The 12,990-nt window shown below is 70.6% G+C and carries 13 protein-coding genes; 6 read left to right on the forward strand and 7 right to left on the reverse strand.

What is annotated here, in order from left to right:
* The first annotated feature begins 3 nt into the window (after positions 1 to 3).
* The 6 genes from D3P35_RS19315 to D3P35_RS19340 all read left to right on the forward strand — a co-directional run bounded on the left by D3P35_RS19315 (position 4) and on the right by D3P35_RS19340 (position 7,698).
* Entirely contained in the window at positions 4 to 1,761 is a 1,758-nt protein-coding gene (locus D3P35_RS19315) for a thiamine pyrophosphate-binding protein (protein ID WP_118136881.1), read from the forward strand.
* Positions 1,762 to 1,859: 98 nt separating this feature from the next.
* Positions 1,860 to 2,393, forward strand: coding sequence for a MarR family winged helix-turn-helix transcriptional regulator (locus D3P35_RS19320; RefSeq protein ID WP_232830565.1), 534 nt, complete (start codon positions 1,860 to 1,862; stop codon positions 2,391 to 2,393).
* Positions 2,394 to 2,563: 170 nt separating this feature from the next.
* Entirely contained in the window at positions 2,564 to 3,562 is a 999-nt protein-coding gene (locus D3P35_RS19325; RefSeq protein ID WP_255418371.1) for a TAXI family TRAP transporter solute-binding subunit, read from the forward strand.
* The gene (locus tag D3P35_RS19330) at positions 3,559 to 5,463 is read left to right on the forward strand and encodes a TRAP transporter fused permease subunit (RefSeq protein WP_118136885.1); all 1,905 of its coding nucleotides are present in this window, start codon (positions 3,559 to 3,561) and stop codon (positions 5,461 to 5,463) included. Before D3P35_RS19325 ends, D3P35_RS19330 begins: the two co-directional genes overlap by 4 nt.
* 76 nt (positions 5,464 to 5,539) lie before the next feature.
* Positions 5,540 to 6,820, forward strand: a complete 1,281-nt coding sequence (locus tag D3P35_RS19335) for a Rieske 2Fe-2S domain-containing protein (RefSeq protein WP_118136887.1) — start codon at positions 5,540 to 5,542, stop codon at positions 6,818 to 6,820.
* A 308-nt stretch (positions 6,821 to 7,128) separates the two neighbouring features.
* Positions 7,129 to 7,698 (forward strand): hypothetical protein, encoded by a 570-nt coding sequence (locus D3P35_RS19340; RefSeq protein ID WP_118136889.1) that lies wholly within the window; start codon positions 7,129 to 7,131, stop codon positions 7,696 to 7,698.
* Positions 7,699 to 7,713: 15 nt separating this feature from the next.
* On the opposite strand, the gene D3P35_RS19345 is transcribed toward D3P35_RS19340, so the two are convergent.
* From D3P35_RS19345 to D3P35_RS26805, 7 genes are all read right to left on the reverse strand, one after another.
* Positions 7,714 to 8,214: a MarR family winged helix-turn-helix transcriptional regulator gene (locus tag D3P35_RS19345; RefSeq protein WP_157982226.1), complete on the reverse strand. Its 501-nt coding sequence runs from the start codon at positions 8,212 to 8,214 to the stop codon at positions 7,714 to 7,716.
* 102 nt (positions 8,215 to 8,316) lie between these two features.
* The gene (locus tag D3P35_RS19350) at positions 8,317 to 9,051 is read right to left on the reverse strand and encodes an aspartate/glutamate racemase family protein (protein WP_118136893.1); all 735 of its coding nucleotides are present in this window, start codon (positions 9,049 to 9,051) and stop codon (positions 8,317 to 8,319) included.
* A 20-nt stretch (positions 9,052 to 9,071) separates the two neighbouring features.
* Positions 9,072 to 9,470 carry a RidA family protein gene (locus tag D3P35_RS19355; protein WP_118136895.1) on the reverse strand — a complete coding sequence of 133 codons (399 nt, stop codon included), beginning with the start codon at positions 9,468 to 9,470 and terminating at the stop codon, positions 9,072 to 9,074.
* Positions 9,467 to 10,765, reverse strand: coding sequence for an FAD-binding oxidoreductase (locus D3P35_RS19360; protein WP_118136896.1), 1,299 nt, complete (start codon positions 10,763 to 10,765; stop codon positions 9,467 to 9,469). Before D3P35_RS19360 ends, D3P35_RS19355 begins: the two co-directional genes overlap by 4 nt.
* Positions 10,762 to 11,598 carry an ABC transporter permease gene (locus D3P35_RS19365; RefSeq protein WP_118136898.1) on the reverse strand — a complete coding sequence of 279 codons (837 nt, stop codon included), beginning with the start codon at positions 11,596 to 11,598 and terminating at the stop codon, positions 10,762 to 10,764. Before D3P35_RS19365 ends, D3P35_RS19360 begins: the two co-directional genes overlap by 4 nt.
* Positions 11,599 to 11,628: 30 nt before the next feature.
* Complete coding sequence (locus D3P35_RS19370; RefSeq protein WP_118136900.1) at positions 11,629 to 12,462, reverse strand: ABC transporter permease; 834 nt, start codon at positions 12,460 to 12,462, stop codon at positions 11,629 to 11,631.
* Complete coding sequence (locus D3P35_RS26805) at positions 12,459 to 12,749, reverse strand: TOBE domain-containing protein (RefSeq protein WP_118136902.1); 291 nt, start codon at positions 12,747 to 12,749, stop codon at positions 12,459 to 12,461. The genes D3P35_RS19370 and D3P35_RS26805 overlap by 4 nt, the downstream gene beginning before the upstream one ends.
* Between the last annotated feature and the right edge of the window lie 241 nt (positions 12,750 to 12,990).

Here is a 12,990-nt window from a genome sequence, read left to right on the forward strand (position 1 = left end):
ACGATGCGCGACGAGATCGACCGCCCCGACGCCTGCGAGCTCACCCGCCTCTACGGCAGCGACGCCATCGCCCGGATGCTGCGCCGCCTGGGCACGCCCTACGTGGCGCTCAACCCCGGCTCGAGCTTTCGCGGGTTGCACGACAGCCTGGTGAACGACCTGGGCAACCGCGACCCGCAGATGCTGCTCTGCCTGCACGAGGAACACGCGGTGGCCATCGCCCATGGCTGGGCCAAGGTGACCGAGGAGCCCCTCGCCGTCATCCTGCACGCCAACGTGGGCCTGATGCACGCGGCGATGGCGCTCTACAACGCCTGGTGCGACCGGGTGCCCATGCTGGTGTTCGGCGCCACCGGGCCGGTGGACGCGGCGCGCCGCCGGCCCTGGATCGACTGGCTGCACACCTCGCGCGACCAGGCCGCCATCGTGCGCCCTTACGTGAAATGGGATGACCAGCCCGCCTCGCTGGAGGCCTCGCTCGCGTCGATGATGCGCGCCTCCACCATCACCCGCACGGCACCGATGGCCCCCACCTACGTGTGCTTCGACGTCTCGGTGCAGGAGGCGCCGCTCGACGCGATGCCCGCCCTGCCCGACCCCGCGCGCCACGTGGCCCCGCGCCTGCCCGGCGTCTCGGAGGCCGATGCGGAGGCGCTGCTGGAAAGGTTGGGCCGCGCCCGGGCGCCGGTGTTCCTGATGGGCCGCGTCTCGCGCGGTGCGGCGGCCTGGGACCGGCGCATCGCGCTGGCCGAGCATTTCGGCGCCCGGGTGGTGACCGACATCAAGACCGCCGCCGCCTTCCCCACCCGCCACCCGCTGCACGCCGGCGCGCCGGGCTATTTCCTCTCCGAGGCCTCGCGCACGGCGATCGCGGAGGCCGATCTGGTGGTGAGCTTCGACTGGGTCGACCCCGCGGGGGCGCTGAAACAGGCGGGCGTGGCGGCGGGCGCCTGCGAGGTGGTGAACGTGACCCCCGAGCCGCTGATGCAGAACGGCTGGTCGCTCGACCACATGGCCCTGCCGCCCTCCGACCTCACCCTGCTCGCCGAGCCGGATCGGGTGATCGGGGTGCTCGGCGCGCGCCTCGGCCTCGGCGCCCCGGCCTGGCGGCCCGACCTGTCGCCCGCCCCGGCGCCGGCCGCCCCCGCCGGCCGCGCGATCACGGTCGACAGCCTGTCCGACGCGCTGGCCGGGAGCCTGCGCGGAACGCAGCCCAGCATGCTGCGCGTGACGTTGAGCTATGACGGCGGGCGCTGCGACTTCGCCCACCCGCTCGACTATCTCGGCTATGACGGCGGCGCGGGCATCGGCTCGGGGCCCGGCATGGCGGTGGGGGCGGCGCTGGCGCTGCGCGGCAGCGGCCGGTTGCCGGTGGCGCTGCTGGGCGACGGCGATTTCCTGATGGGCGCCACCGCGCTCTGGACCGCCACGCATCACGCCGTGCCGCTGCTGGTGGTGGTGGCCAACAACCGCTCCTACTTCAACGACGAGGTGCACCAGGAGCGCGTGGCGCGCGACCGGGGCCGCCCGGTGGAGAACAAGCACGTGGGCCAGGCGATCACCGGGCCCGACATCGACATCGCCGCGATGGCGCGCGCCCAGGGCGCGGTGGCCTTCGGGCCGGTGGAGAGCCCGGCAGAGCTGCCCGGCGTGCTCGCCGCCGCCGTTGCCGCCACCCGCGAGGGCGCTACCGTGGTGGTCGACGTGCGGGTGCGCCCCGGCTACAGCGGCGACATGGCCGAGGGCATGACCGAGGGCTGAGACACCGGCGCCGAACTTGAGTGCCCCGCGATGAAACGTCATATCTGGACGGCCCCGCCCCGCTTCCCGGGGCGGGGCGCCAGCGCATTGGAGCCACGATGACCGAAGACGACGACATTTCCCCCACCGGGGCCGGCACCGAGCCCGTGCTGCAGGAGGAGCGCATCGCGCGGCTGATCCGCCTCGCCGCGCGCTCGTTCAACCGCTCGCTGCAGATGCGGCTCACGCGCGAGGGGGTGACGTTCGGACAATGGATCTTCCTGCGCATCCTCTGGCAGTCCGACGGGCTGTCGCAGCGCGAGCTCAGCGAGAAGGCCAACCTCACCGAGCCCACCGCCCACAGCGCCCTGCTGCGGATGGAGAGCCTCGGCTTCATCACCCGCCGCAACGTGGGCAGCAACCGCCGGCGCCAGCACGCCTTCCTCACCGACAAGGGCAAGGCGCTGCGCGACGTGCTCGAGCCGCTCGCCATAGAGACCAACCAGATCGCGGTGAACGGCCTCTCCGGGCCGGAGGTGGAAACCCTCCGCCACGCGCTCAACACCATGATCCGCAATCTCGAGCAGGACGAAAAGAACGGCGTTGCCAATGGCATGCGCGTTCCGGCCACCCGCTCGCTCGCCGGGAACTGACGGCGCGGGCGGGCGGAATCCCCGAAAACTGAAATTATAAGATCTCTAATTTGTTGACGGAAAGGTGGCGGCAGGCTTAACAATATAGATGTCTAAGATTCGAACCTCGCAACAGAGGACGCGTCTCAAGCAGCATCCAGGCGGCCACGGAAATGTCCGGGCCGACCCAGATGAGGGAGGAAATAATGAAGACAACTGCACTGGCCGCTTGCGTCGGCCTGGTCCTGGCGTCGTCCGCCGCCTTCGCGGACACTCTCAACCTCAATCTCTCGGGCGGAAACCCCGGCGGCCTGTGGTCGCTGCTCGGGGCGGGCATCGACCGCGCGGTGCGCGCCGACGACCCCGGCTCGGTGGTGACCTACCAGGCCACGGGCGGCGGCTTCGCCAACATCGGCCTGCTGGCCAGCGGCCGCACCGACCTCGGTCTGATGCATGACGCCGAGGCGAAGATCGCGCTGGAGGGCGGCGAGCCCTTCCGTGCCCCGGTCACCAACATGCGCGCCATCGGCTACCTCTACAACTGGGCGCCGATGCAGTTCTTCGTCACGAAGAGCCTGGCCGAGGAATACGGCATCGACAGCCTCGAGGACATCGCGAAGAGCGGCGCGCCGCTGCGCATCGGCATCAACCGCTCCGGCAACATCACCTCGAACATCGCGCTGAAGATGCTGGCCGAGGCGGGCGTGACCGAGGAGAGCCTCTCGGCGGCCGGCGGGCAGTTCGTGCGCGCCGGGGCCAACGAGCAGGCCGACCTGCTGCAGGACGGCCGGCTCGACATGATCACCAACGGCATCTTCGTGAACCACTCCTCGTTCCGCTCGGTGGACGAGAACAACGACGTGGTGCTGCTCTCGGTGCCGCAGGCGGTGATCGAGGCCACCAACGAGGCCTTCGGCACCGGCACGATGACCATCCCCGCCGGCAGCTACAAGAACCAGACCGCGGACATCGCTTCCGTCACGCTGGGCGCGCTGCTGGTGGCCACCGACGCGATGACCGACGCGGAAGCCGGCGCCCTCGCCTCGGCGCTCCTGCGCAACATCGACGAGGTGCGCGCGGTGCACAGCTCGATGCAGCAGCTCTCGCCCGAGCTGCTGGCGACACCCAGCGTGGTGCCCTTCCACCCCGGGGCCGAGGCCGTCTACAAGAACGCGGAGCTGATGCAGTGATCGGATCCCTTGTCGCCACGGGCCGCAGGCGTAAGCTTGCGGCCGGTCCGCGGAAGGTCCTCATCGGTGTCGCGGCGCTGTTCGCGGCCTGGGTGGTCTACGCGAACCTCTTCACCATCTCCGATCCGCTGATCCTGGGCATCCTGTTCGTCTGCGGCATCTACTCCATCATGTTCGCCGCGATCGGGGCCACCCCCGCCGCGCCGGACCGCATCCCGCTCTACGACCTGGCGCTGATGGTGCTCAGCGCCGCCTGCGGGCTGTACTTCTTCCTCAACGCCGGCGCCATCGCCGACCGCATCAGCCTGCTCGACCCCTTCACCCCGACCGAGCTCGTCGCCGGCTCCGCGCTGATGCTGCTCACCCTCGAGGCGACGCGGCGCACAACGGGGCTGGGCCTCACCGGCGTGGTGCTGCTGTTTCTCGCCTACAACCTCTTCGGCTCCATGCTGCCCCCGCCCTTCGGCCACGGGGTGAGCGATTACACCTACCTGCTCGACATCCTGGTGTTCACCACCGACGGCGTGTTCGGCGTGCCGGTGCAGGTGGTGGCGAGCTATGTCTTCCTGTTCGTGATGTTCGGCACCTTCCTGTCGAAATCCGGCGGCGGCGAGTTCTTCTTCAACCTCGCGGCGCTGGTCACCGGGCGCTCGCGTGGCGGGCCGGCGAAGATCGCGGTGATCTCCTCGGGCCTCTACGGCACCATGTCGGGCAGCCCCACCTCCGACGTGGTCGCCACCGGCTCCATCACCATCCCGGTGATGAAGCGGCTGGGCTACAAGGCGCGCTTTGCCGCCGCGGTCGAGGTGGCTGCCTCCACCGGCGGCAGCGCGATGCCGCCCATCATGGGCTCGGCCGCCTTCATCCTCGCCGAATACACCGGCGTGGCCTACCGCGAGGTGGTGACCGCCGCCCTCATCCCCGCCCTGCTCTACTACCTCGGCGTCTTCGCCCAGGTGCACCTGCGCGCGGTGAAGGACGACCTGCGCCCCTCGGAGGACGAGGTGCCGACCGCGGCGCAGACCTTCCGCACCGGCTGGGTGTTCCTCATCCCCATCGTCGGCATCGTGGCCGCGCTGGTGGCGGGCTACTCGCCCACCTTCACCGCCGGCGTGGGCGTGCTGGGCGCCGTGCTCGCCTCGATGCTCACCCGCGCCACACGGCTCTCGGCCTGGCAGATCGTGGAGGGCTTCGGCGAGACCACCCTGCGCATCCTGCCCGTGGCCGGCGCCTGCGCCGCGGCGGGGCTGGTGATCGGCGGGCTGTCGATGACCGGGCTGGGCATGAAGGCCGCGAACGTGATCCTCACGGTGAGCAACGGCGAGCCGGCGGTCACGCTGATCATCGCGGCGATGGTGACCATCATCCTCGGGCTCGGCATGCCGACGCCGAGCGCCTACATCCTCGCCGCCGTCCTGGTGGGACCCGCCCTCGCGCAGCTCGGCTACCCGGTGCTGCAGAGCCACCTGTTCCTGCTCTACTTCGCCGTGCTCTCCGCCCTCACCCCGCCCATCGCGGTGGCGGCCCTGGCCGCGGCGGCCATCGCCGACGAGGACCCGTTCCGCATCGCCTTCTCGGCCGTGCGCCTCGCCGCGGTGGGCTTCCTGCTGCCCTTCGCCTTCGTGTTCAACCCCGGGCTGCTGATGCTGGCCGACCCGTTCACCAACGTGCTGGCGGCCATCGGCGGCGTGCTCGCCACCCTCGCCATCGCGGTGTCGATCGAGGGCTCCATCGGCGTGCCCATGCGCCAGGTCGAACGGCTGATCCTCACGCTCGCCGCGGTGGCGGCGGTGTTCCCGGTGCTGCCGGTGGCCCTGGGCGGAATGCTGGTCATCCTCGCCGTCCTCGCCCGCCTCACCCTGCAGGTGCGGCGGCGGCAGGCGGCGAATGCGCCGGGCTGAAGCCCCCTGTCATGTGTCCGGGTGCTGCGCCCTGCCCCGCCGCCGCACCCGGACCCGGATATCCAAGGAGTGAACCATGCTCACCTATGAAGAAAACGAACTGCTCACCCGTGTCACCGGCGACGCCCCGATGGCCCGGCTCATGCGCCAGCACTGGACCCCGGTCTGCCTGATCGAGGAGGTGGCCGAGCCCGACGGCAAGCCGCTGCGCGTGGAGGTGCTGGGCGAAAGCTACGTCGCCTTCCGCGACACCGAGGGCCGGCTGGGCCTGCTCGACGAGCTCTGCCCCCACCGCAAGGCCTCGCTGGTCTTCGGGCGCAACGAGGACTGCGGCCTGCGCTGCCTCTACCACGGCTGGAAGATGGACGTGGAGGGCAACGTGGTCGCCATGTCCTCCGAGCCGGAGGGCAGCCCGCTGATGGAGAAGGTGAAGGCCCGCGCCTACCCGGTGCGCGAATGGGGCGGGTTCGTCTGGGCCTGGCTCGGCGCGCTCGACGCGGTGCCCGAGTTCCGGCCCCCCGCCTTCGCCCCGCAGGAGGACACGCCGGTGGCGATCCTCAAGATCCGCGTGCCCGCCAACTGGGCGCAGATCCACGAGGGGCAGATCGACAGCGCGCACAGCTCCTCGCTGCATTCCTCCGACATGAAGCCCGCCCGGGTGGAGAGCGCCTCGGCCGACGACAAGGCCTGGTACCGCCCCTCCACCGACAAGTCGCCCCGGATGCAGACCGAGACCACGAGCTACGGTTTCCACTACGCCGCCATCCGCAAGCCGATCCGCAACGCGCGCACCCACAACTACCTGCGCATCACCGAGTTCGTGGCGCCCTACTACTCGCTCATCCCGCCCAACAACGCCTACCGGGTGGCGAGCGTGATCGTGCCGATCAACGACGACGAGACCGCCTTCCACTTCGTGGCCTGGGGCGGGCCGAGCGTGCCCTCCACCGCGGAATGGCGGGCGTTCAACCACGCCGTGCCGGGCCGCGACCTCGACGGGAAATGGCGCTCGAAGCGCACGCTGGAAAACGACTTCCTGCAGGACCGCGAGGCGATGAAGAACGGCAGCTTCACCGGCGTGCTCGGCATCCCCAACCAGGACATCGTGATGTGGGTGTCGATGGGCAGCCGGGTGCAGCGCCACACCGACACGCTGGGCGCCTCCGATCTCGCCATCGTCGAGTTCCGCCGCCTGATGGTGGACGCGGCGCAGAAGGTGGCCGAGGGCGGCCCGGCCATCGGCACCGGCGGCGAGGTGGCCCAGGCGCTCATCGCCTCGCACGAGGGCATCTACCCCAAGGAGGTGGACTGGCGCACGCTGGTCGATGCCCGCAAGGCCACACAGGCGGCCGAGTAGACCGGCCGTCGCCGGGGCGGGGCATCTCTCCCCGCCCCCGCCCTCGGGGGCCTCTCCCCGCCGGCCCGCTTCCGGGCGCTGTCTTCAGGCCGGCCCGCTTCCGGGGTATCTCCGCGCCCGTATCCGGCCCCGTCTCCGGAGGCCCCGCTCCGCCTGCCCGCTTCCGGGCGCTGTCTTTGAGCCCGCCCCGGCCACCGGGGTATCTCTGCGCCCCTACCCGCCCCCGTTTCCGGGGGCCCCGCTCTGCCCGCCCCCGCCCGCCTCCGGGGCTGTCTCTCCACTCACCGCCGCCTCACGGAAGGACCGCCATGCAGCCTCTCGCCAGCTCCGCCGCCGCCCGCCCGGACGGCGGCTCACGCGTGCCCTGCGGCCTCACCTGCGTGCTGCGCCCCGGGCCGGAGCAGGCGCCGGCGCTCGCCGCACGCATCGCCGGGCTGCGCGCCTCCCTGCCCGGTGCGGCAGGGCTCGCCAGCCTCGACGTGGTGCGGGCGGGCGGGGCGGGGTTCGCCGTGCTGGCGCGGCTCGAGCCCGGCGCCGACCCGGCCCTTGCCGCGCAGGCACTGGCCCGCGCGCTCACCCTGCCGGGCGGGGCCGCGCCCGATGTCACGCAGGCGCCCGGGCCCGGCCTCAGCCTCGAGCTCGCAGCCCCCGCGCCCGCGCCGCCCCGGCCGCCGGCCTTCCGGAAACGTTGGATGGTGAGCATGCTCGCGGTCTACCCCGCGCTCCTGGTTCTGGTCTACGCGCTGCGCCCGATCACCCGGCACCTGCCCGAGCCGCTGGGCCTGTTCATCGTGGCGCTCACCCTCACCGGGCTCAGCACCGCGGTGCTGGTGCCCTGGCTCACGCGGCGGCTGGGGCCCTGGCTGCGCCGGCCCTGAAAGCCGCGCCCGCGCTCAGCCCGCGCCCTTCGCCGCGGGGTGCAGCCGCTCTTCCGGCTCCGCCTCGCCCGAGGCGGCGCGCAGGTTCTCGATCAGCCGGCGGGTGACCAGCATCATCGTCTCGAGATCCTCGCGCGCGATGCCCTGCGTCGCGCGGCGGAACACCATGCGGCGCACGGGCAGCATGCGCTCGAAGGTGCGCCGCCCCTCCTCGAGCAGGAACACCTGGATGGTGCGCCGGTTGCTCGGCAGCGGCCGGCGCTCCACCAGCATCTGCTTCTCCATCTGGGTGAGCAGGTGGCTCAGCGCCGTGCGCTCGATATGGGTGTGGCGCGCGAGATCGCCCACGGTGATGCCGTCGAGCTCGGAGAGTATGGACAGCGTCCGCCACACCGGCACGTCCGACTTGCCGCCCTTCATTTCCTGGACGAACTGCAGGTTCGCCTCGCCCTCCAGGATGCCGATCCAGTAGAGTATCGACGAACGGAATGTATCAACTTCAATATCGATGGTCATGCCATGCGTCCCGGGAGCTTGCTGGAGGGCGGATCGGATGGGCGGGCCCGACAATCGCACGAATGCCATTGCCGGGTTTGCGGCTGTGTCTCTGGCGTTGCTTCAGGCCTTCGCCGGTACCGCTTCGAAACGGCCGGCAAGAAGGCTTCCGCAGCCCTCGTACCTTTCGTCTATATCGAGCATTTTCAGGCAATGCCACACCAGTGCCTGGTTGCTGGCGATCACCGGGCGGCCCCAGGCCGCCTCGATGCGCTCCAGCACCGGGCTGATCCGGATGCCGGCACAGCTGATCAGCAGCCCGTCGGCCTCGACATCGGCGAGCTTCATCGCCTCCTCGTGCCAGCGCCCGGGGTCGATGGCGCCCTGGTCGAGCGGGTTTGTGCAGGCAATGCCGCCGCAGGCCACCACCTCGAAACCCTCGCGCCCGAGGATCGCGATCTCGGCGGCGTTCACCTCTTCGACATAGGCGGTCATCAGCGCGATGCGCTTCAGCCCCGCCGCCCGGAGTGCTGCCAGAACTGCCTCGAAGGTGGTGGTGGAGCGCACGCCGGTGGCCGCCAGGATCCGGGCGTTGATCACGTCCGGGCCCACCACGGCGCTCGCGGCCGTGCAGTTGAGCACGATGAGGTCGACACCGGGGTCCGCGCCGAGCCGGGCATGCTGCTCGAGGTCGCGCACCAGGGCGTGGTCGTCCTCGAGCCCCGACTTGCGGAAGGTGAGCCGCGTGGTGAGGAACTGCACGCCCTCGGGCGCCATGAGCTGCGGTTCGAAATCGCATTGCCCGCCCGAGGGATAGAGTTGCGCGATCTTGGCGCGCCATCCGTAGCCGAGATACATCCCAGGCTCTCCTTACCGGCTCAGGCCAGGGCCTGGCACTCGATCTCGACGTCGAATTCCATCGGCCAGGAGGCCACGGTCACGAAGGTGCGCGTCGGCTTGTGGTCGCCGAAATACTTCACGTAGACGTCGTTGATCACCTTGAAATAGGCCGAGTTCGAGCAATAGACGGTCACCTTCACCACCTTGTCGAGCGAGGAGCCGGCGGCCTTCAGCGTCGCCTGGATCTGGCGCATGATCACCTCGGTCTGGGTGATGACATCGCCCTTCACCAGCTCGCCCGTGTCCGGGTCGATCGGCGGGGCGCCTGAGAGGAAGAGGAAGCCGTTGGCCCGGATCGCCGGGGCGATGGGCACGTTGTTGCGCTCGAGAAACTCCGAGACGTTCGGCACGTAGATGCTTTCAAGACCGGTGGTCATGCCTGCTCCTTGCTGCTGTGTCGGGGGGTTGATCGGGAGGTGAAGCGGTCGGGGCCGAAGGGCGCCAGAGCCGCGCGCGCGCCGGGCAGGCCGGCCATGGCGGCGGCGATCATCTCGCCGCTGCGCGCGGCGAGGGTGAGGCCCAGCATGCCGTGGCCGCAGGCAAACCATACCCGCTCGTCGCCCGCGGCGGGGCCGAGCACCGGCAGGCTGTCGGGCGTGCCCGGCCGGTCGCCGGACCAGCGGGTGGTGGCAGCCCCTGCAAGCGCCGGAACCATGCGCCGGGCCATGGGCACCAGCATCTCGGCCCGGCGCCAGTTCGGCCGCTCGCTGTGTCCGGCGAACTCGATGGTGCCCGCCACGCGGTTTCCGCCCGTCATCGGCGTGACGGCGATGTTCATCTCGCCCTCGATCACCGGGCCGGAGAGGGCCTCCTCCATCTCCGGTAGGGTGACATGGTAGCCGCGCAGCGGCTCCACCGGCAGGCGCAGGCCGAGCGCGGCACCGAGGCGCGACGCCCCCGCCCCGGCCGCCACCACGAGGCGCGCGCAGGGCAGTTCGCCCGCGGGGCCGGTGAGGGTGATTCCGTCCTCCCGGCGCTGCACGCCGGTGATCTCGCGCCGCTCGAACCGCCCGCCCTCGGCGCGGAGGCGCTCCAGCAGCCGCTGCGAGAGCAGCAGCGGGTCGACCACGTAGCGGCTCTCGGGCAGGTAGAGCCCGTGGGTGTAATCGGGGGCGAGCAGCGGCTCGAGCGCGTGCAGGCCGGCGGCGTCGAGTGTCTCGTGGGCGATGCCGTTGGCCTTCAGCGTGGCGATCTTGCCCGCGTAGCCGGCGAAGGCCTGCGCGCTGCGCACCACGTAGAGCTCGCCGCGCGCGCGGAACACCCCGGCCGCGGCGGAACCGGCGGTGAGCGCGTCCCAGGCGGGGTTCGCCTCGCGCAGGAGGCCGGCGAGCAGGCGCTCGTTGGCGGCCGCCGCGGCGGCGGAGGATTGCGCCACCAGCCGCGCGCCCCAGGGCAGCAGCCCCGGCAGGTGGCGCCAGCGCAGCGAGAGCGGGCCCTCGGGGTCGAACAGCATGCGCGGCAGCCTGCGCATCAGCCCGGGCACGCCGATGGGCAGCGAGGAGCCGGTCTGGATCATCCCGGCATTGCCGAAGGAACAGCCCTCGCCCGGCGCGCCCCGGTCGACCAGCGTCACCGCGAAGCCCTGCCGGCGCAGCGAAAGCGCCGTGGCGATGCCCACCACCCCCGCCCCGACGACAACCACCGTGCCGAGCGCGCTATCCGACTGCATCATGACATCATTCCCGGCGCGAGGCCGCTGTCACGCGTCGCGATGCGGCGCGCCCGGCGGCGTTGGAGGACGAGCCAGAGCGCCCCGCCCGCCAGGATGCACGCCACCTGGATGACACAGACCGCGGCGATGGTGGGGTCGAGCTGGTAGCCGATGTTCTCGAACATCTTCTTGGGCAGGGTCATGTTCGACCCGGCGAGAAACAGCGCCACGATGAGATCGTCGAACGAGGCCATGAAGGCGAAGAAGAAGGCCGAGACCAGGCTGGGCCGGATGATCGGGAACACGATCAGCCGGTAGGTATTGCCCCAGCCCGCGCCGAGACCGAGGGCCGCCTGCTCGAGCGAGCGGTCGAGCGCGCGCAGCCCGGCGGTGAGCACGATCACCACCAGCGGCAGCGCCAGCAGCGTGTGCGCGAGCACCAGCGCCCACCAGCTGCCGATGGCCTGCATGCGCGAGAACAGGCTGTAGGTGACGATGGCGATCACCACCGGCGGGATGATCATCGGCGCCACCAGCACCTTGTCGAGCACCATTGCCACCACCCGCGCACGGCAGCGGGTGATGAACAGCGCCGCCGGAAAGCCCAGCACGGTGGCGAGCGTCGCCGTGGCCAGCCCCACCCCGATGGAGAGCAGGGTCGCGTCGATCCACTGGGCGGAGCCGAAGTAGCTCTCGTACCAGCGCAGCGACAGGCTCCGGGGCGGAAACTCGAGATACTCCGCCCCGCTGAAGGACAGCGGGACGATCACCGCCAGCGGCAGCATCAGGAAGACGAACACCAGCACGCTGAAGCCGGTGAGCAGGATGCGGAAGGCGCGCGGGCCCCGGGTCATCGCCCCTCCCTCCCTGCGGCGCATCGCGGATCACGCACCATCGTGCTTCCTCCCGGTGATGAGGCCCATCAGGCCGTAGACCGCGAAGGCCGCCACCATGATCGCCACCGAGAGCGCGCCGGCGAGCGGCCAGTTCAGCAGCTGGCTCACCTGCATCTGGATCAGGTTCGCGATCATCACCACCCGGCCGCCGCCCAGCAGCGCCGGCGTGACATAGGCCGAGAGCGAGATGATGAACACCAGCGCGAAGCCGGCGAAGACCCCGTTGAGCGTGAGCGGCAGGTAGACCTTGCGGAACACGCCCCAGTGGGTGGCGCCCAGCCCGTAGGCGGCCAGCATCAGGTTGGGGTCGACCCGCTTCATCGCGGCATAGACCGGGAAGACCATGAAGGGCAGCAGGTAATGCACCGTGCCGATGATGACGCCGGTGGTGTTGTACATGAGCGCGACGGGCCGGTCGATCAGCCCGAGCCCCATGAGCGTGGAGTTGATCACCCCGCTGCGCCCCAGCAGCACCATCCAGGCATAGGTGCGGATGAGCAGGCTGGTCCAGAACGGCAGCAGCACGAAGGCGAGGCCCAGGGCCGCCACCGATGGCCGCGCGGTGGCGAGGAAATAGCTCAGCGGATAGGCCAGCAGCAGGCAGATCACCGAGGTGAGCGCCGCGATCCGGAAGGAACCGGCGATCACACCCCAGTAGAAACTGTCGTTCCAGATCTCGGCATAGGGCTCGAAGCGGCCCGACCCCACGGTGAGGCTCATCAGCTCGGCCAGCGGGCCGAACAGCACCACGCCGAGCACCACGAGCGCGGGAAGCACAAGGCCGAGCCGGCGCCCCTCGCCGGCCGGGATCAGCGGTGTCATGGCTGCACTCCCCCGGCCGCGGCGAGCAGGTGGCCGTCGACCGGGCGCCAGCCGATGGTGAGGCGCTCGCCCACCGCCGGCCGGCCGGACTGGCCGCGCGCATCGAGCCGCATCAGGAGGGGCTGGCCCTGCGCCATGCCCTCGGTCTCGAGCCGGTAGCGGATGGTGGTGCCGAGATAGGTCGCCTCGGGTCTCTCACCAACTTGGATTTGATTGTCGGAGACTATTTGACCGCCGAGCCAGATGGTGAATACGAGATGATCGTATGCGAGTTCGGCTACGACAATTCGAGCATACCCCCGTCAAAGAAACCACACAGTGCCGCCCAGTGTGGGCTCGCCTCTTACTGTCCAGGGTGCGCTGAGGATGCCCGCGCGCACTTTCGAGAATACATGAAGGCTTGGCGACACTGGGGCTCTGCGGACAGTAGCTTGGCCCTCGTAGGTCGAATGACTGACTATACAGATGTCCGTGCGGTGACCCTCGCCGCGCGCGACGTGGGGTGGCATGTCCACTTGGAGCATTCTG

The organism is Oceanicella sp. SM1341, from assembly GCF_003448965.1.
In the GTDB taxonomy this organism is placed as follows: Bacteria; Pseudomonadota; Alphaproteobacteria; order Rhodobacterales; family Rhodobacteraceae; genus Paroceanicella.